The sequence below is a fragment of the Shewanella sp. SM69 genome (genome assembly GCF_025653985.1).
Taxonomy (GTDB): domain Bacteria; phylum Pseudomonadota; class Gammaproteobacteria; order Enterobacterales; family Shewanellaceae; genus Shewanella; species Shewanella oncorhynchi.
Genome location: NZ_JAKKRV010000003.1, coordinates 181836 through 208574, shown reverse-complemented (window position 1 = coordinate 208574; position 26739 = coordinate 181836). Strand labels below are relative to the sequence as shown.

20 protein-coding genes are annotated in these 26739 nt (G+C 46.4%); 9 read left to right on the top strand and 11 right to left on the bottom strand.

The features are described 5' to 3' along the window. Positions 1 to 19: 19 nt before the first annotated feature. The 6 genes from ispF to mazG all read right to left on the bottom strand — a co-directional run bounded on the left by ispF (position 20) and on the right by mazG (position 5964). Complete coding sequence (gene ispF, locus L5M37_RS06795) at positions 20 to 505, bottom strand: 2-C-methyl-D-erythritol 2,4-cyclodiphosphate synthase (protein ID WP_168822943.1); 486 nt, start codon at positions 503 to 505, stop codon at positions 20 to 22. A 37-nt stretch (positions 506 to 542) separates the two neighbouring features. Then, positions 543 to 1334 carry a 2-C-methyl-D-erythritol 4-phosphate cytidylyltransferase gene (ispD, locus tag L5M37_RS06790; RefSeq protein ID WP_212601489.1) on the bottom strand — a complete coding sequence of 264 codons (792 nt, stop codon included), beginning with the start codon at positions 1332 to 1334 and terminating at the stop codon, positions 543 to 545. 12 nt (positions 1335 to 1346) lie between these two features. Then, complete coding sequence (gene ftsB / locus L5M37_RS06785) at positions 1347 to 1646, bottom strand: cell division protein FtsB (RefSeq protein WP_105253074.1); 300 nt, start codon at positions 1644 to 1646, stop codon at positions 1347 to 1349. A 99-nt stretch (positions 1647 to 1745) separates the two neighbouring features. Beyond that, positions 1746 to 3041, bottom strand: coding sequence for a phosphopyruvate hydratase (gene eno / locus L5M37_RS06780; protein WP_263199892.1), 1296 nt, complete (start codon positions 3039 to 3041; stop codon positions 1746 to 1748). 230 nt (positions 3042 to 3271) lie between these two features. Beyond that, positions 3272 to 4909, bottom strand: a complete 1638-nt coding sequence (locus L5M37_RS06775) for a CTP synthase (RefSeq protein WP_012587102.1) — start codon at positions 4907 to 4909, stop codon at positions 3272 to 3274. Positions 4910 to 5025: 116 nt separating this feature from the next. Next, positions 5026 to 5964, bottom strand: coding sequence for a nucleoside triphosphate pyrophosphohydrolase (gene mazG, locus L5M37_RS06770; protein ID WP_263199890.1), 939 nt, complete (start codon positions 5962 to 5964; stop codon positions 5026 to 5028). A 508-nt stretch (positions 5965 to 6472) separates the two neighbouring features. Between mazG and aguA the strand changes: the two genes are divergently transcribed. Continuing rightward, entirely contained in the window at positions 6473 to 7585 is a 1113-nt protein-coding gene (gene aguA / locus L5M37_RS06765) for an agmatine deiminase (protein ID WP_263199888.1), read from the top strand. A gap of 73 nt (positions 7586 to 7658) precedes the next feature. Beyond that, a complete protein-coding gene (locus L5M37_RS06760) occupies positions 7659 to 9365 on the top strand; it encodes an amidase (protein WP_263199886.1) in 1707 nt (568 codons plus the stop codon). Positions 9366 to 9530: 165 nt separating this feature from the next. On the opposite strand, the gene L5M37_RS06755 is transcribed toward L5M37_RS06760, so the two are convergent. Then, positions 9531 to 10595: a methionine synthase gene (locus tag L5M37_RS06755; protein WP_263199883.1), complete on the bottom strand. Its 1065-nt coding sequence runs from the start codon at positions 10593 to 10595 to the stop codon at positions 9531 to 9533. Between the two features lie 81 nt (positions 10596 to 10676). After that, positions 10677 to 11651, bottom strand: coding sequence for a DUF1852 domain-containing protein (locus tag L5M37_RS06750; RefSeq protein WP_263199881.1), 975 nt, complete (start codon positions 11649 to 11651; stop codon positions 10677 to 10679). Between the two features lie 1358 nt (positions 11652 to 13009). Between L5M37_RS06750 and L5M37_RS06745 the strand changes: the two genes are divergently transcribed. The 3 genes from L5M37_RS06745 (at position 13010) to L5M37_RS06735 (ending at position 16406) form a co-directional block, all read left to right on the top strand. Continuing rightward, positions 13010 to 13444, top strand: a complete 435-nt coding sequence (locus L5M37_RS06745; protein ID WP_263199879.1) for an OsmC family peroxiredoxin — start codon at positions 13010 to 13012, stop codon at positions 13442 to 13444. A gap of 374 nt (positions 13445 to 13818) precedes the next feature. After that, complete coding sequence (locus L5M37_RS06740) at positions 13819 to 14661, top strand: PRC-barrel domain-containing protein (protein ID WP_263199877.1); 843 nt, start codon at positions 13819 to 13821, stop codon at positions 14659 to 14661. Positions 14662 to 14693: 32 nt separating this feature from the next. Then, the gene (locus tag L5M37_RS06735) at positions 14694 to 16406 is read left to right on the top strand and encodes an FAD-dependent oxidoreductase (protein WP_263199875.1); all 1713 of its coding nucleotides are present in this window, start codon (positions 14694 to 14696) and stop codon (positions 16404 to 16406) included. Between the two features lie 502 nt (positions 16407 to 16908). Here L5M37_RS06735 and relA read toward each other — a convergent pair. Both relA and rlmD read right to left on the bottom strand, forming a co-directional pair. Continuing rightward, complete coding sequence (relA, locus tag L5M37_RS06730; RefSeq protein WP_028761378.1) at positions 16909 to 19116, bottom strand: GTP diphosphokinase; 2208 nt, start codon at positions 19114 to 19116, stop codon at positions 16909 to 16911. 152 nt (positions 19117 to 19268) lie between these two features. Next, a complete protein-coding gene (gene rlmD / locus L5M37_RS06725; RefSeq protein ID WP_263162024.1) occupies positions 19269 to 20621 on the bottom strand; it encodes a 23S rRNA (uracil(1939)-C(5))-methyltransferase RlmD in 1353 nt (450 codons plus the stop codon). A gap of 100 nt (positions 20622 to 20721) precedes the next feature. On the opposite strand from rlmD, the gene barA reads away from it, so the two are divergent. The 3 genes from barA (at position 20722) to L5M37_RS06710 (ending at position 24488) form a co-directional block, all read left to right on the top strand. Then, positions 20722 to 23523, top strand: coding sequence for a two-component sensor histidine kinase BarA (gene barA, locus L5M37_RS06720; RefSeq protein ID WP_263199873.1), 2802 nt, complete (start codon positions 20722 to 20724; stop codon positions 23521 to 23523). Next, complete coding sequence (locus tag L5M37_RS06715; RefSeq protein WP_028761381.1) at positions 23498 to 24097, top strand: YjaG family protein; 600 nt, start codon at positions 23498 to 23500, stop codon at positions 24095 to 24097. The genes barA and L5M37_RS06715 overlap by 26 nt, the downstream gene beginning before the upstream one ends. 157 nt (positions 24098 to 24254) lie before the next feature. Further along, on the top strand, positions 24255 to 24488 hold the full coding sequence (locus L5M37_RS06710) for a DUF3319 domain-containing protein (protein WP_006082632.1): 234 nt from the start codon (positions 24255 to 24257) through the stop codon (positions 24486 to 24488). Between the two features lie 21 nt (positions 24489 to 24509). Here L5M37_RS06710 and lldR read toward each other — a convergent pair whose 3' ends face one another. Further along, complete coding sequence (lldR, locus tag L5M37_RS06705; protein WP_105251752.1) at positions 24510 to 25409, bottom strand: LysR family transcriptional regulator LldR; 900 nt, start codon at positions 25407 to 25409, stop codon at positions 24510 to 24512. A 290-nt stretch (positions 25410 to 25699) separates the two neighbouring features. Between lldR and L5M37_RS06700 the strand changes: the two genes are divergently transcribed. Next, positions 25700 to 26662 (top strand): AEC family transporter, encoded by a 963-nt coding sequence (locus L5M37_RS06700; protein ID WP_263199871.1) that lies wholly within the window; start codon positions 25700 to 25702, stop codon positions 26660 to 26662. The last annotated feature ends 77 nt before the right edge of the window (positions 26663 to 26739 follow it).

Here is a 26739-nt window from a genome sequence, read left to right as displayed (position 1 = left end):
GGACTTTTTTACTCTTAAGTTAATCGTGTTTGCGGGCCATAAGTACCACGGCTTCTACCGCAATACCTTCTTTACGCCCGGTAAATCCAAGCTGTTCAGTCGTGGTCGCTTTGACATTAATATCGTCAAGTTCCGCGGTTAAATCGGCGGCTAATATCTGGCGCATTGCCTCTATGTGCGGTGCCATTTTAGGAGCTTGGGCTATGATAGTGACGTCAAGATTGCCGAGCACAAAGCCTTTCGCTCTCGCTAAAGCATAGCAATGACGCAGCAATACGCGGCTATCGGCACCCTTATAGGCGGCATCGGTATCGGGGAAATGTTTTCCTATGTCACCGAGCGCTAAAGCACCGAGGATGGCATCGGAAATCGCATGCAGTACCACATCACCATCAGAGTGAGCGACTAGGCCTGTTTCATAGGGCACTTCCACGCCACAAAGGATCAGTGGCCGCGCCGCACCAAATTTATGCACATCGAAACCATGGCCGATACGGATTTTCATTTAATATTCCTAACGTATTATTTTACTTTGATTATGACTATTTAACGGCACGCATCAAAAACAGTTCGGCTAGCCCTAAATCGTCGGGATGCGTTACTTTTATATTATCAGCACGGCCCGAAACGAGTCCGGGTGATATCCCCGCCCATTCCATCGCCGAAGCCTCATCTGTGACTACCGCACCTGCAGCCAGAGCCGCATTGAGGTAATTTTTTAATTGCTGCGCTGGAAATAACTGCGGCGTCAATGCATGCCATAAATTATCGCGGCACACAGTGGCACTGATTTCACCCTGTTTATTCGCGCGCTTCATGGTATCGCGTACAGGCATTGCCAAAATAGCACCTTGGGGGAATTGCACTCTAGATGCGAGTAACTTGTCGATATCCGTCGCGGTTAAACAAGGTCTTGCCGCATCATGCACTAAGGCCCAACTGTGCTCGGGCGCAATTTGCAGCGCCGCCAACACAGAATCAGCGCGCTCACCGCCACCTAATACTGTAATCAATTTGGGGTGCACGGCCTGTGGCAAGGTATCGAAGATAGTATCGTTCGAATGTAAGGCGACGATCACTTGAGAAATGTGCGGATGGGACAAGAGCTTATCTAAGGTATGAGCAAGAATACTCTGGCCGCACACCTCAAGATATTGCTTAGGTCTGTCGGCGCCCATACGGCTACCTATGCCCGCAGCAGGAACGATGGCAACCACAGCTTGAGTGACATGCTCAGCTTGGCGCTGCAATTCAATTTGTGTTACCAGATCAGATTGACTATCGGGATTGGATTGTTCATTTAATCCAAGATCTAAATGTCCTAGCTCTGTCATCCTAACTCCATATTACTGAGATGGACTCGATACCGAGCGCTCACCACCCACGACGCGATAGAAGGTCTCGCCTTCTTTAACCATGCCAAGTTCGTTGCGTGCGCGCTCTTCGATGGCTTCTGTACCACTTTTCAGATCGATGATTTCTTCCTTCAGCACTTGGTTACGCTCATTGAGTTTGGCGTTACCTTCTTGCTGGGCGGCAATTTGTTTTTGCAGAACGAAATATTCAGGAAGACTATTACCTCCCGACCAAAGACGGAATTGCAGTACACCGAGTAGCACTATGAGTGCAATGACAAAAAATTTCATGGAGGAATTAGCGTCAGTATCTTGGATTAAAAAAATATACAGCAGATAGTACAACAAAAAAGGCCACCAAGTGGTGGCCTTTTTACATCAAATATTAAATTACGCCTGACCTTTGATCTCTTTCAAACCACGGTATAGGGCTTTTTCACCTAATTGCTCTTCGATGCGCAGCAATTGGTTGTATTTAGCGACACGGTCAGAACGACACAGTGAACCGGTTTTGATTTGACCAGCAGCAGTACCCACGGCTAAGTCAGCAATGGTTGAATCTTCAGTCTCACCACTACGGTGTGAAATCACGGCGGTATAACCCGCTTCTTTCGCCATACGAATAGCCGCTAAAGTCTCAGTCAATGAACCAATTTGGTTAAACTTGATAAGGATTGAGTTAGCAATACCGTTTTCAATACCACGGGTTAAGATTTTAGTGTTAGTAACGAATAAATCGTCGCCCACTAATTGGATCTTATCGCCCATAATTTGAGTTTGGTAAGCCCAACCATCCCAATCTGATTCGTCTAAACCATCTTCGATAGACACGATTGGGTATTGGTCAGCCAATGATTTTAAGAAATCAGAGAAACCGTTCGAGTCGAAGACTTTGCCTTCGCCCGCTAAATCGTATTTGCCGTCTTTGTAGAATTCAGATGCAGCACAATCCAGCGCTAACGTCACATCAGTACCTAACTTGTAGCCAGCCAGTTCAACCGCTTCTTTGATAATGGCTAACGCATCAGCGTTTGACGCTAAGTTAGGTGCAAAACCACCTTCGTCACCCACAGAAGTGCTTAGACCTTTGTCGTGCAATACTTTTTTCAGCGTATGGAAGATTTCAGCGCCCATGCGCAGTGCTTCACGGAAAGTTTTCGCGCCAACAGGTTGCACCATGAATTCTTGGATATCAACGTTGTTATCCGCGTGCTCGCCACCGTTTAAGATGTTCATCATAGGCACAGGCATAGAATATTGGCCTGGTGTACCGTTTAATTCAGCGATATGCGCGTATAAAGGAATACCTTTAGATGCTGCTGCTGCTTTAGCAGCCGCTAAAGACACAGCCAGAATCGCGTTTGCGCCTAACTTGTCTTTGTTTTCTGTGCCATCTAAGTCGATCATGATTTGATCAAGCTCAGCTTGTGCCGTCGCATCTTTGCCTAATAATGCAGCGCGGATGACACCGTTTACGTTAGCAACAGCGGTTAATACGCCTTTGCCTAAATAACGGCTCTTATCGCCATCACGTAATTCTAACGCTTCGCGGCTACCGGTAGATGCGCCAGAAGGCGCCGCAGCCATACCCACAAAACCACCTTCTAAATGTACTTCGGCTTCAACAGTTGGGTTACCACGAGAATCCATAATCTCGCGACCAATCACGTTAATAATCTTAGCCATAACACCCTCGATTTAAGTTTAAAGATAAAAGAAAAAACCAATACCTATGGGAATAAATGGAAGTCACATACCGCGGAAAATAACAAAATTCCATTTACGGTTTGCGTCCATACAGATGCAACTGATACCCATGCTGTTTACACCCAGAAGTATTAAATTCTTATGTTTCAAGTCGCGACGAGTGTAGCAAAAGGCCGGCCCCAATGTCGCGGGTCCGGCCTCAAATATTCTTACTTCAGATCACGTTTTTGATGCGCACTTGCCGCAGCAATAAACCCTTCGAACAATGGGTGACCATCGCGCGGAGTTGAGGTGAATTCAGGATGGAATTGACCTGCAACAAACCATGGGTGATCTTTTAATTCGATCATTTCCACCAGTTTACGATCAGAAGACAAACCGCTGAAGATCATGCCAGCTTGCTCTAAACGCTCTCTGTATTTGTTGTTCACTTCGTAACGGTGACGGTGACGTTCTACACAGCTGTTGCCTTTGTAGGCTTGAGCCGCTTTTGAACCCTCGAGTAAATGACACAATTGAGCGCCTAAACGCATAGTGCCACCTAAGTCAGAAGCCTCATGGCGCTGCTCAACATTACCTTCTTCGTCAATCCATTCAGTGATCAAACCCACCACTGGGAATGGTGTTTCTTTATTGAATTCAGTTGAATGTGCATCAGCCATACCTGCAACATTACGCGCAAATTCAATCAGGGCAACTTGCATACCTAAACAAATACCGAAATACGGTAGATTGTTTTCACGGGCAAATTTTGCCGCCAGTATCTTACCTTCAACACCACGCTCGCCAAAACCGCCTGGTACTAAGATACCGTCTAAACCCTGTAAGACTTCTTCGCCTTTGGCTTCTACGGTTTGTGAATCAATGTACTTGATAGTCACTGATACGCGGTTTTTAAGGCCAGCGTGTTTTAATGCTTCGTTGACTGACTTATAGGCATCTGGCAGTTCAATGTATTTACCCACCATACCAATAACGACTTCGCCGTTTGGATTAGCTTCTTGATAAATCACATTTTCCCACTCAGACAGATCCGCTTCACGGCATTCTAAACCGAAACGCTTAACCACTAAGTCATCCAAACCTTGTGAACGTAACAAAGCTGGGATTTTATAAATACTATCAACATCTTTTAATGAAATAACCGCACGCTCTTCGACGTTACAGAACAGCGAAATTTTGGCTTTTTCATTAGCAGGAATCGCACGATCACCACGGCAAACCAGCACATCTGGTGCAATACCGATAGAACGCAGCTCTTTCACTGAGTGTTGAGTTGGCTTAGTTTTCACTTCGCCTGCTGCACCTAAGAAAGGCACTAAGGTTAAGTGCATGAACAGAGTACGATCACGACCCAGCTCAACACCGAGCTGACGGATAGACTCTAGGAACGGCAAAGATTCGATATCACCCACAGTACCGCCGATTTCGACGATAGCCACATCATGGCCTTCGCCACCTGCTAATACTTTTTCTTTAATCGCATTAGTGATGTGTGGGATAACCTGAATAGTTGCGCCCAAATAATCGCCACGACGTTCTTTACGTAATACTTCTTCGTAAATACGACCAGTAGTGAAGTTGTTACGACGATTCATCTTAGTACGGATGAAACGCTCGTAGTGACCCAAGTCGAGATCTGTTTCTGCACCGTCTTCAGTAACAAATACTTCGCCATGTTGGGTTGGGCTCATGGTACCCGGATCAACGTTAATGTAAGGGTCCAGTTTCATGATGGTTACATTGAGACCGCGGGCCTCTAAAATTGCAGCTAATGATGCTGCTGCAATGCCTTTACCTAGTGATGAAACAACGCCACCAGTAACGAAGATATACCTTGTAGTCATGCTGAACCTGAGAAAATGAGTTTGAAAATACGTGCTTGTAAGAAAGCACTAGGACGGGGCAGTAGTATACCAAAGGCGGCGCGATTCGACAAACACCAATCGGGATAATTTGCCGTTTATCTCGTCTCTGTCGCTTTTACTTGGTCCCAATAAGCATCGAGCTCCATTAATGTGTGCTCTTCCATGCTTTTACCGCTGTCACTCGCCAACTGTTCTACACCGCGAAAACGGCGTTCAAATTTAAGATTGGCTTGGCGCAACGCTTGTTCTGGATCGACCTTAAGATGACGAGCTAAATTTACCACGGCAAATAGCAAGTCGCCCATTTCGGACTGCACTTTCGCTTGGTCTTGCTCGGGTTGATTCACTTCATGCAAGACTTCATCGATTTCTTCGTGAATTTTAGCGACCACGGGCTCAAGCTCGGCCCAATCAAACCCGACTCGCGCCACCCTTTGCTGAATTTTGATTGAGCGCGACAGCGCAGGTTGGGTACGCGGAATATTGTCTAACGCAGAAACCACAGTATCTGTTTGAGTTTCACCCGCCACTTGCTGCGCCTTTTGCTCACGCTCAATCGCTTTAATCGCCTCCCAATTGGCTTTCATCGCTTGGGCACTATCGCCTATTTGCGGATTTTGCTCACCAAACACATGGGGATGACGACGGGTTAACTTGTCGCTAATTTTCTCAATCACGCTCGAAAAATCAAATAACCCCTGCTCTTTGCCGAGCTGACAATAGAATACGATTTGAAATAACAAATCCCCGAGTTCATCGGGTAACTCATCCCAGGCTAAACGCTCTATGGTATCGGCAACTTCATAGGCCTCCTCTAAAGTAAAAGGCACTATGGTTTGAAACGTTTGCGCTTTATCCCACGGGCAACCCGTGTGCGGATCACGCAGTTTTTCCATGATCTTAAGTAGCGGCTCTACATCTGTTATAGACAGTTCCGTTGTAAAAGGTTCCGTTGTAGAAGGTTCCGTTGTAGAAGTTTCAGTGAGAGAAGGTTCAGTAGAAAATGAGGTTAATGGCGCCGTGTGGGAAGTCATGCTGATATCCTTTAAAGATAAATACTGCAACGGGCGAATATTGAGAAAGAACAAAAAATACGCCTCCGCAGTGTTTTTTAGCAAAAGGCTACAATAAAGCGATGATGATAAGCTAGGTAAAATAAAAGCGCTATTTTGATGCTGAGATCAGATTTTAGTGCTGTATTTCAACTAAGACTTATTTTAACTAAAGAGTATTCGCTCCATTTCGTAATTCATTCATCTCGTGAGCAATAAATTGACAAGCTTCCTCCCCTACAAATTCTCATCTATGTCCTGCATACAAGTATTTAGCGCAAGCCATCTTAAATGATAAGATACGCAGCAATATTTCAATGAAGCTAAAACTCACTGAGTGAAGACCTGACAATTTCGGCCAAACTATGCACATGATAAATGCGGTCCTTCAATTTATTCATTTGATTGATGTTAGGTATATTTCGATTCTGTCGTCCGATGTTAGGACGCACACCCTTATCGTTTTTAAGCATTACTGGAGACAAAACTCATGACAAACGTGACAGTGGATGCCACGCAGTTAACGACTAAGCCATCCCAAGATGGTTTTTATATGCCTGGCGAATGGGCTGCGCAGCAAGCGGTGTGGATGATTTGGCCCTATCGTCCTGATAACTGGCGTGCCGCTGGTGCTTATGCTCAGGCAACCTTTGCTAAAGTGGCCGATGCCATTGGTGGTGCAACGCCCGTGTATATGGGTGTACCTAAAGCCTTTTTAGCTGAAGCTCAAAAAGTGATGCCATCGCACGTCACCTTGGTTGAAATGGACAGTAACGATTGCTGGGCTCGCGATACAGGGCCAACCGTAGTTGTGAATGATAATGGCGAATGCCGTGGTGTTGACTGGGGTTTTAATGCTTGGGGCGGCCATAACGGTGGTTTGTACTTCCCATGGGATAAGGACGAGCAAGTCGCGCAGCAAATGCTTGCGCAGCATAGTTTTGCCCGTTACAGCGCGCCGCTGATCCTCGAAGGTGGCTCCATCCATGTCGATGGTGAGGGCACCTGTATGACGAGTGCAGAATGTTTACTCAATGCCAACCGTAACCCTGAACTGACAAAAGAACAGATTGAAGACTTACTGCGTGACTATTTGAATGTTAAGCAGTTTATCTGGTTGCAAGATGGCGTGTATATGGATGAGACTGATGGCCATATCGACAATATGTGCTGTTTTGCCCGTCCTGGTGAAGTCATTCTGCACTGGACCGATGATGAGACTGATCCCCAGTATCCACGCTCAAAAGCGGCGCTAGAGGTGTTGCAAAATACCGTGGATGCCAAAGGCCGTAAGTTAAAAATCCATCTGTTGCCACAACCGGGGCCGCTGTATTGCACCGAAGAAGAATCAAAAGGTGTGGCCGAAGGCACTGGCGTGCCACGCACGGCGGGTGAGCGTTTAGCCGGTTCTTATGTAAACTTTTTAATCACCAATAATCGCATCGTGTTCCCACTGCTTGACCCTGCAACCGATGATATCGCAGCCCAAAAACTGCAGGAAATCTTCCCAGAGCATGAGATTGTGGGTGTGCCAGCCCGTGAGATTTTATTAGGTGGCGGTAATATCCATTGTATTACTCAGCAAATCCCTGCTGGAAAGTAACCCAAGGAGAACAGCATGACGATTGATGTCACTGTTATTGCACCACAATTGGCTTTCAGCGGGAGGGCGCAAGATGTTTGAAGTCACTGAAGTTTCTATTGCCGAGCTGCGTGCAGCGCTCGAATCTGGCCGCACCACCGCAGTGGAGTTGGTTAAGTCGTATCGCGCGCGGGTTGAGGCATATGACGGCCCTGCGACAAAGACTAAGCTCAATGCGTTAGTGGTGCACAATCCCGATGCGCTCAAAGAAGCTGAGGCGTCAGATGCGCGCCGCGCCCGTGGTGAAACCTTAAGCCCACTTGAGGGTATTCCGTATACCGCCAAAGACAGCTATTTGGTGAAGGGACTGACGGCGGCGTCTGGCAGCCCAGCCTTTAAGGATTTAGTGGCCCAGTACGATGCCTTCGCCGTTGAGCGCCTACGCGCTGCGGGGGCCATTTGTTTAGGCAAAACCAATATGCCACCCATGGCCAATGGCGGTATGCAGCGTGGTCACTATGGCCGCGCTGAAAGCCCATACAATGCTGAGTATCTTACTGCACCATTCGCCTCGGGTTCTTCCAATGGGGCGGGCACGGGCACGGCAGCAAGTTACTCTGCTTTTGGTCTTGCTGAAGAAACTTGGTCGAGCGGCCGAGGTCCGGCATCTAATAACGGTTTGTGTGCTTACACTCCGTCACGGGGCGTGATTTCGGTGCGCGGTAACTGGCCGTTAACCCCGACCATGGATGTCGTCGTGCCTTATACCCGCACTATGGCCGATATGCTTGAAGTGCTGGATGTGATTGTGGCCGACGATCCTATCACCCGTGGCGATCTCTGGCGTCTGCAACCTTGGGTACAAATCCCTAAAGCATCAAGTGTCCGTCCAGCATCTTATCTGGAGCTTGCCGCTCAAGCCGACACGCTTAAAGGTAAGCGTTTTGGTGTGCCGCGCATGTACATCAATAAGGATGAATTGGCGGGAACCAGCGAAAACCCAGGTATCGGGGGGCCAACGGGTCAACGTATTCATACCCGCCAATCGGTTATCGATCTATGGGAAGCGGCTCGTAAAGCCTTAGAAGCCGCTGGCGCCGAAGTGATTGAAGTCGATTTCCCGTTGGTATCAAATTGCGAAGGCGACCGCCCAGGCGCGCCGACCGTGTTTAACCGTGGCATAGTCACGCCTCAGTTCCTCCATGATGAATTATGGGAACTCTCGGGTTGGGCGTTCGATGAATTCCTGCGGGCGAACAATGACCCTAAACTCAACAAGCTTGAAGATGTTGTTGGGCATTTGATTTTCCCCCACGACTTAGGCACCTTGCCAAACCGTGAAGGTGACTTAGCGGCAGGCATGGAAGAGTACGTCAAAATGGCTAAGCGTGGTCTTAAATCCTATGACCAGATCGACAGTATTCCCGATGGTCTGCGTGGCTTAGAGAAGACGCGTAAGCTAGATCTCGAAGACTGGATGGACGAGCTTAAGCTCGATGCCGTGCTGTTCCCAACGGTGGCCGATGTCGGCCCTGCCGATGCCCATGTGAATCCGGCTTCAGCCGATATCGCTTGGAGCAACGGAGTTTGGGTCGCTAACGGAAACCTTGCGATTCGCCATTTAGGCGTGCCGACTGTGACTGTGCCTATGGGAGTGATGGCCGATATTGGCATGCCAGTCGGTTTGACCTTCGCAGGTCGTGCCTATGACGATAACAACCTGCTTAAATTTGCAGGTGCATTTGAGTCAACAGGTGACAGGCGCATGATCCCGCCACGCACGCCAAAGCTTGGCCAATAAGCGCTAAGACAATGCATAAACCTAAGCACTAAATGTATGAGCTTAAAAATGAAAACGGGATTGGCATCAGAATGCCAATCCCATTTTTTTAATACCGACGTCGATACCTTTTCAACAAAGCTAGACTTATGCTGCTGTAAAACAGACAGCAACACTTAACGCGTCTTATCTTAATGCCAAGAGCTCTTTTCTGACGATCTCTGCACCTGCACTCAAGGCGTTGAGTTTGCCTCTTGCGACTTGATGGGATAAAGGCGTCATGCCGCAGTTAGTACAAGGATAAAGCTTGTCGGCATCGACAAATTTAAGGGCTTTTCGTAGGGTGTCAGCCACTTCCTCTGCGGTTTCAATCGTGTCGGTGGCGACATCAATCGCGCCGACCATGATTTTCTTACCGCGAATGAGTTCAAGTAGCTCCATTGGCACATGGGAGTTGTGACATTCTAGCGAGATAATATCGATATTAGACTTTTGCAGTTTAGGAAACACTTCTTCATATTGGCGCCACTCTGAGCCCAAGGTTTTTTTCCAATCTGTATTGGCTTTGATGCCGTAACCATAACAAATATGCACCGCCGTTTCGCATTTTAGCCCTTCAATGGCTCTTTCTAAACAGGCAATGCCCCAATCGTTTACCTCATCAAAAAACACATTAAAGGCAGGCTCATCAAATTGGATAATATCAACACCCGCAGCTTCTAATTCTTTGGCTTCCTCATTAAGAATTTTGGCAAATTCCCAAGCAAGCTTTTCGCGACTTTTATAATGGTCATCATAAAGCGTATCTATCATGGTCATAGGGCCAGGCAGCGCCCATTTAATCGGTTGCGTGGTTTGCTTGCGTAAAAATTTGGCATCTTCGACAAACACCGACTTTTGGCGGCTCACTGGGCCGACAACCGTGGGCACGCTTGCATCATAGCGATCACGAATTTTAACGATTTTACGTTTTGAAAAATCAACGCCGTTGAGGTGCTCAATAAAGGTAGTGACAAAATGTTGCCGCGTTTGCTCGCCATCACTGACAATATCAATCCCCGCTAGCTGTTGATCCTGTAATGACAAACGCAGTGCATCGTGTTTACCGGTAATTAATTCCTCTCCTTGCAATTTCCATGGAGACCAAAGTGTTTCAGGCTCTGCAAGCCATAAAGGTTTAGGCAAACTGCCCGCAGTTGAAGTCGGTAACAGTGTCTGGTTAAGCGATGTTTTATTAAGTCTTGTTGTCATGATAATGATGCCGTATTAGATTAATTATTGAGCGTGGTTTTAAAGCCGTTCTGCGAAGAAAAGTGATTAAGTGCAGAGCGACTAAAGGTAATTAGCAGACCATTGTTCAAAAAGCTTTTGGTAGGGTTTGATAAAGTACTCCGCTGCAAATTTGCCTTGCTCATTAGCCAATTGGCTACGTTCTGCTCGGTCATAAACAATTTGAGTCAGTGAATGATCCAAGTTTTTCAAATTAGGTTGATAGCATTTCCCTGCAACGGCATTGGCGTTATAAATCTCAGGGCGATAGATTTTTTGAAAAGTTCCCATAGTGCTGATGGTGCTTATCAACTCAAGATGGGTGTAATCATTCAGTAAATCACCAAAGAAATAAAAAGCTAACGGCGCCACACTATTTGGTGGCATAAAATAGCGCACCTGCAAGCCCATTTTTTTGAAATATTGCTCAGTTAAAGACGATTCATTTGGCTGATATTCAACCCCTAATACGGGATGCTGATTCTCAATTCTATGGTAGGTTTTATTATCCGACACACTGAGGCAGATAACCGGTGGCTTATTAAAATTCTGTTTGTAAGCATCAGAATTAACAAAAGACTGAAATAGCTTGCCATGCAGACCACCAAAATCATCTGGAATACTAAATTTGGCTTGGCCCTTATTATGCTCTGCCAGTAATACGCTAAAGTCATAATCGCGTACGTAAGATGAAAAGTTATTGCCGACAATACCTTCAATACGCTTATTAGTTTTATGATCAACAATATTGGTTTTCAAAACTTCAATCGATGGGAAGGTTTGACCGCTGCCGTCAATATCCAAATTAACGGATATAATTTCAAGTTCGACAGTATAACGATCACCTTTGGGGTTATCCCAATGCGCTAAGGCATTAAAACTGTTGTCAATCATCTTTAACGCGTTGCGTAAGTTCGCTTGGCGATGACTACCTCTGGCCAAATTAGCAAAGTTGGTCGTGATACGCGTCTTGTCTGAGGGATGATAATTTTCATCAAGACAAATGCTGTTAATCGTAAATGTAAAATGCTTATTCATAGTGATCCAGTATCCCATTGTCTGATTTCAAACCTGAGTTTATGCCCTGCGCTTCTAGCTTCTCGACCCGACTCTGATAGACATTATTCGTGTTCTGTCTGAGGTTCTATTTAACTTAAGTGCCGATGACTTAAGTCCTAATGGCTTAGCTAGTGTGCAACTTCAAGCTTGTCTAATATTTCGCTTGGAGTCATTTATACGTGGTTCGGCACATGAACAAAAACGGTTTTATTTCACATAGAACATGAGCCATATTCATGATCAATTAACATAGCGTTGTTGATTAACCTGAACTAGGGATTGGGAAAAGCAGGAAAGCAGCGACAGTCATATATTTATCTATTTTCGAGTTAGCCCTCCCTAGAGCCAGTTCGTAATATTGCCGCTTGCACACTTGCCCATAGTGTATTTCGAGACCGAAAGATAGCTTCGTCGAGTGTTCACTAGTTGACCTAAAATTAGTAATGATACAAAGTGTCCGTAAATGAACTACACACATTAAGCCTGAGCAACCGCAAATTTTGCTTCGTTTTAGTCTCACATTTTAAAGTTATGAGTATAGGTAGCTATGATTAATCTTATAATTATGATGTTCATTTTTACTATGATTTCTACGCTGATTGTAGAAATTCATTGTCGTATCCAAATAAAAATCATTGCAAAGACAAAAAACACATTTAGTTTAGTTATGCACTATTTCCTTACAATTCCTCTTGCATTGTTCGCAGTGTTTTTTATGCAGAAGTTATGGGATACCACTTATGTTCTCGAATTTTCTGAACTTAAAAAGGCAATAGTCGAACTCGGCTGTGTAATTATTTTCATATTGCCATCAATTTACATTGTATCAGTTCGGTATTCAGGACTAGTTGATAAAATGGAACGTTGGCGTAAAAACTAAGCCTACTAAAGTCGCTCAGTGTGTTTGATGAATCACCGTTTATGGTTCTTGCTGGACTATAGCTAGGAAGTTGAGACTAAAGAACATAGACACCCAACCTTAAATAGCGATCACCCCAGTCACTGCCCATTCGTATAATGGGCGGGAGTTAGCATGTCTGAAATACACCATTTTTAAATGAATTAGCACGTTTTTTTCCTCAGATGCAGTCCAGCTACTTTTGATGACTCTCATTCAAACCACTTTAGCCAGAACAGGTTGTAGGCAAACCGAAAGAACATTAGGTCGTTAATTTAAAATGGGTGGCCTGATCTACTGTTGCATACCGTACAGACGGATACCTATGGTCAAGTCCAGACTGGCATAGGTTGGCAGTATAAGTCGTCTCAATTTGCCCAATCATTAGCGTCGAAAATGAAACCCTTCTTGAGCAATTTTGATATTTAGGAGACACACCATGATTGAAAAAATCGCAACTATCCAATGGCAAGGTCAAGGTAAGAAAGGCCAAGGTAAAATAAGTACCGAGACCGGTGCACTGAAGCAATATCCTTACGGCTTCGGTAGCCGCTTCGAGGATGACCGTCGTGGCACGAACCCTGAAGAAATACTAGCTGCCGCCCATGCCGCGTGTTTTACGATGGCGTTTTCATTCGCCTGTGATCAGGCAGGGTTTGCCACCGCCAATATCGACACCAAGGCAAGTGTGCGTCTCGCTAAACAAGGCGAAGGTTTTGTTATAGACCGCATCGCGTTGACTATGAGCGCAGAGGTTGCGGGCATCGACGAAGCGAAATTCCAAGAGATTGCGGCTGCGGCAAAGTGTGACTGCCCGGTATCGAAGGCCCTTGCTGGTGTTGAAGAGATTACACTGCAAGCGACACTGAAATAACTCATCTCCTAAGACACGGTATCAGCCAGCGCTATGTGGCTAAGCTGTACTAACACCAGCCGCCAGATCTGCCGCTAAAATTCATTTTTTAATTGGTGTGTTCATATCGCCCGCTAAAAATGTTTCCCACAGCCCTTAACATTACCGATTGTCTTTCTATGGTAAATGACCAGCGGTCTGGTGTCAGTGCGTTCACGCACCCACTAATAGTTTGGATTTGGCTGCGAACTCGGCGACTTAGGCATCTGGCAGTTCGTCACTTCCACAAAAATGATACTTACGTTAGATAGCGGACGGACAGCGTCGCCGCTTTTGCATACTACATAGGTATATCGACCCTCTAGGAAAACAAACATTCGAAGGAGACAGTGCTTATGTTACGCACAGTTAAGAATATGGAGGACTATGTCATCAGTGCTACAGATGGCAACATTGGTCATGTTAAAGATGTCTATTTCGATGACGAAACTTGGTGCATTCGCTATCTCGTTGTTGACACTGGCACTTGGCTTTCCAGTAGAAAAGTACTGATTTCGCCTATCTCGATAGGCCAAGCTAACTGGGCGGACAAGCTGTTGCCCGTCTCTATCACAAAAGTTCAAGTCGAGAACAGTCCCGACATCAGCACCCAAAAACCTGTCTCTCGACAGCAAGAAATTCGTTTACTTGAGTACTACGGCTATCCCTATTATTGGGGCGGTGACGGGATGTTGGGCGGTGGTGTGTATCCGAATATGATGTTAACGGGCTACGTCGGCTTAGCGTCTCCACCTGATGTCGAACATCCAGAAGTGGCTAAGACTAATGCACAAACTAAAGCAGAGCAGCACCAAGATGACGACATTCATCTGCGTAGTTGTCAGGTGGTAATCGACTACCGCATTCATGCGACCGATGGTGACATTGGCCACATACAGGACCTGCTTATCGATGAAGAAACTTGGGCCATTCGATACCTGATAGTGAATACGAGTAACTGGTGGCTAGGTCATCAAGTGCTGATTCCTGCTGATTGGATCGAAGATGTGAGTTGGCCCGATGCCAAGGCGTCTGTCAATCTGACACGACAGGCAGTGAAAGACGCTCCGCCGTATAACCCAACGGTGCCAGTGGATCGTAAGACGGAAATGCATATTTACCATCATTATGGTCGCCCCAGTTATGGGCTGGATGACAAGAAACATGAAAGCATAAAATCCCCCCTAAAAGCACGTTAGACACAAACGACGATAATGTTAAGAGGTGCTAAATGTTAGTTGAAGCTATCTCTACATCCACAGAATCCCCCACAGAAGCGAAAAGTGTCGCTATTTTTGGTGGTGGTATTGCCGGACTAACGGCAGCGCATGAATTTGCAAAACTTGGGTATAAAGTGAAGATATTCGAGGCGAATGCGGATGCAGGTGGTTTTTTTAGAAGTGCCAGAAGAAAAGAAGATCAGAGTATGCCTTCTGAATACTCTTGGCATGGAATGGGCCCTTGGTATAACAATTTTTTCGAACTCATCAAGGAGATCCCCTTTGATGAGCATTCCAGTCTCTATGACAACATTCTTTCTCGGCCAGTCGTATTCGGCTTGGCGCCTAACTCAGGTTCGGCTCACTTTGGTGACTCTCACTCCAGCAATGTCGATTTGGAGAACCTGTTTAGTATGACGACCAAAGAAAAATGGCTTTGGTGTTGGCTGATGGGAAAAGCATGGTGTTCAAATACCCGAAGTAGCCAAAAGTACAGCAACATCAACGCTAAAGAAGCTTGGCGACCTTATTTAGCAGCTTCAACACTGAGTACCTGGAGTTCCACTTTTGGCCCTTGGGTGGGCTCTGACTGGTGTCATGTTTCTTTCCATCATGTGGCGCATTTTTTCCGTAAGCAATTGGTCACTAAGTATTGCTATCGTCATCAAGCAGACAGTGAAGGAGGGCCATGGGAACACAAGGCCCGTACGGGATGGCTGCTTCTGAACGGGCCCAGCAGTGAGGTTTGGTTTGATAAGTGGGTCGATGACCTGAAACAAAAACAGGTTGAGTTTTATTGGCAGACCCCACTTCATCGTTTGAGTTTTGAAAATAACCGCATAACAGCGGCAGAACTGGACAATGGCGAAACCGTTCAGGCCGATATCTATGTCCTAGCACTGAATCCCTTTTCTGCGGCAGATATTCTAGACAGAACCCCGCTGCTTCAAAATCAACCGCAACTCAATCTTTTTAAATCCTTGGTACAACAGGGGCCGCATACCCAAGTGCCCTTTAGAATTGGCTTCAAAGAAAAAATGTCTTGGCCGCGAAAGCGATGCGCGCTGGTTATTTCAGACTCCGCTTTTAACCTGACACTTTTTGCTCAGGAACAAGCTTGGGGAGAGTCGAGTTCACTGGGGGAAGATATTCAATCACTGTGGACTGTTACTGCTTGCGTTTCAAAAGTCCCAGGCCCTGTTCATGGCCTTTGTTTGGAACAATGCACTGAGGAGCAATTCCTTGATGAAGTGTTATTTCAATTAAAGCAGTGTGATGCCCTAAATGAACTGGTGAAAAAGGCTAACGGCGGCAAAAGCTGGCAAGATTTTTCCATCGTAAAAATCACCGTTTGGCATGAATGGGCGTTTTCTCCCGAAGGCATAACATCGGCGCAACCCAAATGGGTGAATTCGACCCACACCCAACAATATATGCCACAGCAAAAGACATCAATATCCAACCTTGTTCTGGCAGGCGCTCACACCAAAACGACAGCGGATGTGTGGAGCATTGAAGCCGCGGTCGAGAGTGGCAAGCTTGCGGTAAAGGTTTTTGAGCCGCAACTCAAGGTCATTCCACAGTCGAACTTTCTGGTGTTTAACATCCTTGGGAAAGTGGATGATGTGCTTTATTACTTCAAACTGCCTAACGTGCTGGACGTTTGCTTGGTATTAATGGTTTTGTTATCTGTGAGTACCATCGCTTTTGGGATTGGCGGATAAAGCCTTGCTTATGTAAAAGACAAATAAAGCAGAGTGTATGAATGACCATGAGGATAATGCTGGCTGACAAGGTCGAAGTGAATTGCCCAACAGCGATTCCTGACATTGATTGCGGCCATCGTCATCACCTTTTTCTGCTTATGGACATAGCGATCTATACGTCATCTCCAAGATCAAGTGGGTGCAAGGATTACCTTTCTTAATTACTTTGGTTCACTCGAAATATTAGCCCTCCATGGCTCTCGTTCATAAACTTAGAATCCCTAAGCTTCTATCCACAGTGTCTGAGAGTGAATGCCATGGCACACCTGTATGGGTGATATCAGGCTAACACTAAGAACACCGCAGCTGAACTAACAAGTCATGCAGCTCAATTTCCATAAAATAAGCCAAATAAAAAGGCGGCAGGTGAAATTCACCCTGCCGCCTAATCCTTGATTACTTTCTTTCTAGCTTCTAGATGGTTTCTAGATACTTACTGCTTCAAAAGGCGTTACGAGCCTTAAAGTCGTCTTGCCTCTATCACGCTATCGACTTGTGTCAGTTTCGATAACACCCGCGATAAGCCATCGAGGTTATAAAGCTCCAGTTCCAACTCAATCGCGGCGGTCTGGTTTTTAGTATCCGATGACGAACTCATGGCCAGTACATTGGATTTTTCAGCAGCCAGCACTGAGGTTAAGTCGCGCAATAAACCACTGCGATCGTGGGCTAATACCCGCAGACGCATGCGATAACCGCCGGAGTAATTTTCGCCCCAGACCACATCGACACCGCGCTCTGGATGAACCCGCATTAACTCTTTAACTTGTTCACAATCAGCGCGATGCACAGAAATACCACGGCCCTTAGTGATAAAACCTAAGATCTCATCACCGGGAACTGGCTGACAACAACGGGCGATATGGTTAAGCAAGTTACCCACACCGTTGACTTCAACCTGACCACGGCCACTGGAGGTCGGCTTATGTTGGCCTTTCTTAACTAATTCTTCGACCGCATCTTCTTCTGACACTTCGTCGAGTCGCAGACGGCTTTGAATATGGTTAACCACTTGATGCAGACGCACATCACCGCCACCAATCGCCGCCAGTAAGTCATCCATGCTCGCCATATTAAAGCGCTCGACCGCGATAGCCGCGTCTTTAATTTTAAGGCTCACCCGCGCCAATTCGGATTCAAGCATTTCTTTGCCGGCGACAATATTCTTGTCTCTGTCCTGCTGCTTAAACCAATGCTGGATTTTCGAACGCGCACGCGAGGTGCGGATATAACCTAAGTTAGGGTTAAGCCAGTCGCGCTTAGGATTGGGCTGTTTCGAGGTGATGATCTCGATACGCTCGCCCGTTTCAACCTGATAGGTAAACGGTACAATACGGCCATCGACCTTAGCACCAATACATTTATGCCCTACTTGGGAGTGAATGTAATAGGCAAAGTCGAGCACGGTTGAGCCCAGTGGCAAGTCGACGACTTCACCGCTTGGGGTAAACACATAGACTCTATCTTCAAACACTTGGCTGCGGACTTCTTCGACCAAGTTGCCACTTTCGACCACGTCTTCCTGCCATTGCAGAATTTTACGCAGCCAGTTAATTTTTTCTTCGTAGCCGCTTTGCTTACCGGAATGATTGCCTTCTTTGTATTTCCAGTGCGCGGCCACACCCAGTTCTGCATCTTCATGCATGTCTTGGGTACGAATTTGAATTTCAACGGTTTTGCCCTCAGGCCCCACCACCACGGTATGAATCGATTGATACCCGTTAGGCTTAGGGTTAGCGACATAGTCGTCAAATTCCCGTGGAATATGGTGCCAGAGCGTATGCACTACGCCTAATGCACCATAACAATCCTGCAAACGTTCGGTCACGATACGCACGGCGCGCACGTCAAACAACTCATCAAATTTGAGGTGCTTGCCCTTCATCTTGCGCCAGATACTGTAGATATGTTTCGGTCGGCCGTAGACCTTAGCGCGAATTTGATCTTCATCTAACCTTTGTTGCAACTGACTGACAAACTTGTCGATAAAGACTTCACGATCCAGTCGTTTGCCATCTAATTGCTTAGCAATGTCTTTATAGGTATCAGGATGCAGATAGCGGAAAGAAATATCTTCCAGCTCCCACTTCAATTGCCCAATCCCTAAACGGTTAGCCAGCGGCGCATAAATATCGGCAATTTCACGGGCCAGCAGCACGCGAGTTTCTTCGTCGGCATTTTTCACCGCCCGTAGTAAACACACACGCTCGGCAAGCTTAATCACCACAGCGCGCACATCTTCAACCATAGCCAATAACATGCGGCGGATATTGTCGATTTGCGGCTCGGTTGAACGACTATTAGGATTGATTTTCAAGGCGCCAATCGCGTTCATGGTCACGACACTCGCGACTAAACGCGCCAGCGGCTCACCAAATTTCTCTTGGATGGCTTCTTCGGTCAATAACCCAGCATCGAGCACCACAAACAAAATTGCCGCCTGCAGGGTTTCAATGTCCATGTTTAGCGGTGCGAGGATTTCAATCATCTCTCGAGCACGTTCGAGCAGTTCTCTCTTCGCCGCAGGACTCTTGGCTGGTAAGGCGTCAATCTGCCCTATCAAAGAGAGCAGCATCTGCGCTTCATCGGCATGACCAACATAGCGAGCTACCCAATCTTCTAAGTGAAAATCGGGATCATTAAAGTGCGCTTCGCGAACAGAGACCATCTAATTTATTTCCTTATCCGTGCTCAGAGAGAAAGTGGGCACCACTTCAGCTCTCCTATCTTCAGCATTGGCGCGAACTTGTCAAACCCAACCGACGTAATAATCACATTTTTTACGTTATTCAAACGCTTTGCTTACTTTGCCAGCGCAAATTACTTGGTTAATTCAAACAGTGCCATGGCTTCTATATGGTGTGTTTGTGGGAACATGTCGATAAGTCCCAATTGCTGTAATCGGTAACCGCGCTCTAACAGTACTGCGCTATCGCGGGCCAAGCTCGCAGGATTACAAGATACATACACGACTTTGCGTGGCTTCATCTTCTTCAGCCATTGCAAGCTTTCAAATGCCCCCGCACGGGCGGGATCGAGCAGTAATTTATCAATCTTGCCCATCCAAGGCTCAAGGGATAAATCCGCACTTAAATCGCCGTGGTAAAAGGTCAGTTTATCCAGATTGTTAGCTTTCGCGTTCACCCGTGCCTGAGTCACCATCTCGGCAACCCCTTCGACGCCAATCACATCAGCGCCCATTTTCGCTAAGGGCAAACTGAAATTGCCCATGCCGCAGAACAAATCCAAAATGCGCTCATCTGGCGCTGGCGCTAACCAATCCATCGCTTGAGCGACCATGGCCTTGTTAATTTGTCCATTCACTTGCACAAAGTTACCTGGGGTGAAACTTAAACTCACCGCATCCGACTCAGCTTTGTCATCTAACAGCTGATAAACCGGTAACACTAACTCAGCGCCAACGCCTTGGAATTGGCCTTCATTATCCTGCAGACAAATATGGATCTGATGCTGCTCAGCAAAGGCTGACAGCTTAGCGAGATCTTTATCGTTTAGCGCCTTAGTGATACGCAGCACAGCGAAGTGACCATTATCGGCGGCAATCAACTCAAGATGGCCTAAGCTGGCTTTAGCTGACAATTGGTTCAGCAACTTAGCAAAGGGGACGATCAAGTCCGATAACGGCTTAGCTAACACCAGACATTGACTGATTGGTACCACATTACTGCTACTAGCGGCGCGAAAGCCTAAACTTAAGTGCTTGGTATTTTTATCAAATAAAGTAGCAAGACGGGCGCGGCGACGATAATGCCAACCTTCCCCCGTGAGTGCAGGGGATAAAGCACCGCCTTCAGTACCAGCAAACTTAGCCATAATATCCAGCAACGCGGCTTCTTTATGCTCACGCTGACCCGATAATGACATATGCTGTAAGTCGCAGCCGCCGCAGGTATGGTAGTGTGGACACTCAGGCTCAACGCGCTCAGGACTTGATGAATCGACTTTAATCAACTTGGCACGGGCATAATTTTTCTTTTGCTCGGTGAGCTGTACTGTCACGGTCTCATCGGGCAAAGCGCCAGGGATAAACACGACTTTACCTTGATGTTGTGCTATACCTGCGCCTAAGTGATCGAGCTGTTCTACGCTCAGCGATAACTTAGCCGACAACTGTTTGGAACTATTTGGTTTTGCTTTAAAAAATTGCGCCATTTCGGCCTCTAAATCAATAAAATACTGGCAAAGACCGCCCTCTTTCTGGCAGTCTTATAAAATTATCTTAGTCTCTGTCACAGGAAACACCGCCGCTGCTATGAACCCTGTCAACAACATGACCAAATACAGCCTACGTTCTTGGGTTCTTGTGCTGGCGCTCGCGCCAACAATCTTGGTCGGTATCCTTCTGGGCAGCTACTTTACCATAAACCGTTTTTATGAGCTCGAAGATACGCTCGTCGAACAGGGCAGCAATATTATAGAGCCCCTGTCGATTGCCAGTGAAATCGGCTTAGTGGCGAATGATCGCGAGGCGACCAAACGCTTACTCGCGGCGGCGCAGCTCAACAAATCCACCTTAGTAAAATCCATCGCGATTTTCGATGCTAATAATCAACTCTTTGTGACCTCCCACTATCACAAAGACTTTGAGATTATGCGCTACAAAGAAGCCCTCAACACGCTGCATAAAACCGAAATTGAACATGTGGACGACAGCCTTATTTTACGGACGCCCATTTTTGCCACAGGCCCCAGTGCAGCTCCCGCTAATTACGATATCCAGACAGATGATGGTCATCTTTTAGGTTATATCTCGATAATAATCAATAAAGAACGCGCCTTGTTAGAGCAACATAGAGCCGCAGTCGCCGCCTTTATTATCGTGTTGATCGGCGTGCAGTTAAACCTGCTATTTACTTTCCGGCTAGTGAAAAACGTCACTCAGCCCATTACTGAAATGGTGCGCGTCGTCGCTAAAATCCGTGAAGGTAAATTAGACGCCCGCTTAGATGGCAACTTGATTGGTGAGCTGGACTTACTCAAACGCGGTATCAATGCCATGGCGGGGTCGCTATCGGAATACCATGATGAGATGCAGCAAAATATCGACCAAGCGACGTCGGATCTGCGGGAAACCTTAGAGCAGATTGAAATCCAAAACGTCGAGCTGGATTTAGCTAAAAAACGCGCCCTAGAAGCCAGCCGAATTAAATCTGAATTCTTAGCGAATATGTCCCACGAGTTACGTACGCCGCTCAATGGTGTTATCGGTTTTGCGCGGCAATTAGTCAAAACACCATTGCATTCGAGCCAAGTCGATTACATCAAGACCATAGAACGCAGTGCCACTAACCTGCTGGGTATCATCAACGACATTCTCGACTTTTCTAAACTCGAAGCCGGTAAAATGGTGTTAGAAAACATGCCCTTCGGCCTTAGGGAAACCATAAGCGATACGATTACCTTGATCTCCGGCAGCGCCCAGGCCAAAGGCCTAGAACTCGTCGTCGATATCGCCCCCAACGTGCCCGACAATGTCAATGGCGATGCCATGCGCGTATGCCAAATCATCAATAACTTGGTTGGTAACGCGATTAAATTCACTGACTCTGGCAGCGTGATGGTCAAAATCGAACTGCAGAGCCAGTCGGACGAACAAGTGGTACTACGCTGTGATGTGGTCGACACAGGTATCGGCATCGATGAAAGCCAGCAGGACTTTTTATTCCAAGCCTTTGGCCAAGCAGACTCGTCGATTTCGCGCCGCTTTGGTGGCACCGGCTTAGGTTTAGTGATCACTAAACGTTTAGTGAATCAAATGGGCGGCCAAATCGGCTTTACTTCATCCCCAGAAAAAGGCTCAAACTTCTGGTTCAGTTTGCCGCTCGGCTTAGGTCAATTCCAAATCGGTGACTCACTGCCGCTCGAAAAACTCAAAGACAAAACTATACTGTTTTACGAACCACGAGTACTCACCCACGCAGTATTAAGCCGCCAATTGAATCAATGGGATACAAAAGTCACCCATCATCAGCATATACCAAGCTTGTTGACTACGCTCACCACGGCTGAAGCGCCATACGACTATGTTCTCTTGAGTTGCCATGGGTTTAGCGATTCAAAACAACTGGTGAGTACCCTAAACTTGGCGAAGACCAAAACAGATTGCCTTATAGTGCTATACGATTGCCAAGAACAGGATGCCTTAACCCAATTTATTCGCCCGAATGCCGATGTGGTCTTGTCTCTGCCAGTCAGTGAGCATCAGCTTGCGCGCAACTTACTCTATCCACCGATGGAGTACGACATCATAGCCCCTGCGACAATATCAACGCCGGTTGCGCGCCAATCTTTAACCGTGCTCGCGGTAGATGATAACTTTGCCAACTTAAAACTGATTGATACTCTACTCAGCGAATTAGTGACGACTGTGGTTGCCGTCAACAGCGGTGATGAGGCAGTTAAACAGGCGAAGACTCGCACCTTCGACTTGATTTTTATGGATATCCAAATGCCTGGCACAGATGGCATTAGTGCCACGAAGCAAATTCGCCAAGGCTCGATGAACCGCAACACGCCGATAATTGCCGTGACAGCCCATGCCATTGCCGAAGAACGCGAACTGATTTTAAGCAGTGGTATGGACGGATATTTGCCTAAACCTATTGATGAAGCGGCACTCAAAGATATTATTCATCGCTGGATCACTCGACCTAAGTTCACCCATTTTGACCTGCATACGCTGAACTGGGATTTATGCTTAACCCAAGCCAATCACAAGGCCGATCTCGCCTTAGATATGCTTAGAATGTTGCTCGACTCATTGCCGCAAACCGTGGCGACGATTCAAACGGCGCTAAGTCAAAACGAGCACCCTGTCATGCTCAGTACTATCCATAAGCTGCATGGTGCGAGCTGCTACTGCGGCGTGCCCACCACACAAAGGTTATGCCAAGAAATTGAATCGGCACTAAAACGTGAAACATCGGTTGAAGATCTCGAACCCGAAATACTAGAGTTACTTGATGAGTTAACTAAGGTAGAATCTGCGGCAAATCAAGTGATATCACAGCTATCAGCGGAAATAACAGATGACCAAAAAAACGGGCTTCTTTAAACGTCTCAAGGCGTTAACACTGCCACAAAAACAACTCTTTGCCACTGCACTTTGCCAACGTATGTTGCCCAACTATCAACTGTTTTCCGAAGTCTGTGAGTTTGGCGATCCTACTGTGTTGAGTACCGCATTAGAACTATTGTGGCAATCCCAGTACGACTCCAAGCTCAAATTCAATGTCGATGTGCATCTGCAACGCCTGGAAGATAACACCCCAGATCCTGCTGATTTTGAAGCCTATGGCGTCTATCCGGCCATGGATGCAGTGGTCGCCATATCGACCTTACTGGGTGCAATTCAAGGCAAGATTGAAGAAGATATAGTCAATATCAGCAAATTATCATCCAGCACAGTGGCTAACTACATCGAAGCGATCAGCGATGTCGATTTGGTGGATGAAGCATTAGATGATTTCGTTTTCGCCCATGAAGTCATGGAAGAAGAGAAAGAATTACAAAATTCTCTGTTGGAAATTATTGAAGAAAATCCGAAGATCACCGCAGAACTGGTCAAAGGTTTACGCAAAGACATTATCGAAGCTGGCGTATCAAATATCGGTATCAGCGTCGCTTAATTGATGGGGGTGCTTGGGGTTACTCGAGCACCCTTATTTCTAAACAATGTTTCTAAACAATAAGCCTCTAGTCTCGACTGCAATCACTTTCATGCAAGCCACAAAACGAGTAAGACCAAGGCTAGCAAGTTCCATCAGCCAATATTGAGTTATTCCAATGAAAAAGATTGTTTATCAAGGATTTGTCTTAACCAATAGCGAAGGACGAACCGACAGTTGGAAACTGACCATCAAAGATCAACAGCGTATCGGTTCTTTATTTGAACTACGGCGTTTAGTGGGGTACTTCTTGGAACTCGGCATACTGCCCGCGACACGCTCCAGCCTGCAAGATGCAAAACAAACGCAAAACACCATGAGCAAAAACACCGTAAAACCTAAAAGACGCTAAAAATCAGTTCTCCTCAATAAATCAACGCATAGAAAATAACTCTGGCGCCTTTGACTGCATAAACTCAATAAAGACTCTTACCTTTAGCGGCTGCTGGCTGCGCTGATGATATAAAATCGAAATTCGCCTCTGTTCGCCAATCCATTCAGGCAGTAATACTTTAAGTTTTCCCTCTTTAATCTGCTGTTTTACAAATAGTTCAGGACCATACAAGATCCCGCCATGGCCTAAAGTAGCCTGAATCGCTCCGTGTAAGTCCGTGAGGGTGAGCTTAGTCGGGCCATTAAAATAAAAAGACTCGCCGCTTGGATGCTTTAAATGCCAATTAAACAGCGGCCAGACTTTTATCAGTTGATGGGCTTCAAGATCATCGGGATGCTCAAGTTTAGGTGCCTGAGCCAAGTATTCTGGCGTGGCAAACAGGCAATAGTCGAGCTCGCCTAAGGTACTCGACACCCAAGAAGAATCAGGCTGAGCCCCGCCAACAATCGCCACATCTATGCCTTTATCGATCAAATCGACTAACTCATTACTCTGGGAAATGTGCAAACGGATATCAGGATACAAACGGCCAAACTCATTCAATGCTTGAATAAACACGATGGAAATAATCGAAATCGGCGCGGCGATGCGTAAGGTTCCCTCGGGTTTATCACTACCTAAACCACTTAGTTCATCAAATTGAGCAACCACACTCTGGTAGCGTTGAAAGAGCGCCAGCCCTTCCTCCGTCAATCGTAACTTGCGGGTACTGCGCATAAAGAGCTGTTTATCGAGCTTCTCTTCCAACTTCGCTAACTTGCGGCTCACAGTGGCGATAGGCATATCGAGCTCCTTCGCCGCCTGCGAAAAACTGCCCGCATTGACTAAATGCACAAAAAGATAGACAAGTTGTAGTTCAGCGCCTAAATCATCACTCATTGCATATCCTAATTTCACATATTGGGTATTGACGTTAAAACGCTAAATTCACTAAGTGATTGTGTTTTAAACATTGAATTATTCACTTATACGACCATAGCGCAATAGCCTTAGATTGAAATGGTATGTTATTTTGTGGCGAGTTTTACTGCGCTGGCGCTAAATCTGGCTCTAAAGTGACATAAAAAGAAGCAAGTGCTGTAACTCTGTCCACCAAGAATCATAGCGACAGTAAAATGACGACGGTGGGCGAGTTTATTCAAATTTAATCGTAAGGATGAGTGAGGGAAATGACCATTTTAACTCCTCTGTTTGCCGTCTTCGGGATCATGTTGCTCGGCACACTAGTGCAAAAATTAAAACTCTTGCCCGTCGATACGGATCAAGTGCTAAACCAGTATGTGTACTATATTGCGTTCCCCGCGATCATGCTTATCGCCCTCGCGCAGCAGCCGATTGGTGAGATTTTGCAATGGGGATTTATTGCGGGCTACAGCACAGCTATGGTGATCACTTATCTTGTCTGCCTAGGGCTATCGCTGATCGCTAACCCTAAACAGCATGCAGTTGCCGCTATTCGAGCCCTCAATGCCACCTTTGGTAATACGGCATTTATTGGTATTCCACTGCTCATCATCCTCTTTCCGCAGCAGCAAAGTGCGTTAGTCGCCGCCGCGATTGCCAGCTTATTATCCGTGCTGATGTTTGCCGTCGCCTTAGTCTCGATGGAACTGGCCACTAACACCCAAAGACAACACCACGCCTTAGTCATAATGGCGATGGCGGTAGGTAAAAACCCTATCGTTATTGGTAGCTTAATTGGCGTCGGCATTTCGGCGCTAGAGATAAAACTGCCGTCAGGGCTGGCGCTAATGATCCAGCAAATAGGCAATACCTCAAGCCCCTGCGCCCTATTTGCTATCGGCATGGTACTCGCCAAAGCGATGCGCTACCAGAAAGATAGCAGCGTATTTAGCCCCAAAAATTTTATCGAACTGAGCCTTATCAACCTCTTCAAGCTGGCTATCCAACCGGCACTCGTCTACTTTATGCTTAACCGTTTTGGAGTAAGTGGTGACTACCTGATCATGGGCGTGATCTTGAGCGCACTGCCCACCGCGGCTAGCGTGTACTTACTCGCCCAGCGTTATAACACTCAGGCTTCAACCAGTGCTCAAGGCATTCTATTTGGCACCTTAGTCACTTTCTTCAGTTTACCTATCTTAGAAAGCTTAGTAAGAACCAATGCATAATCAGTTAATTAAAAATATTTACTGCCAATAATGCCGATTTTTCACCCAAGCCACTTTACTGTATATAAAATCAGTAT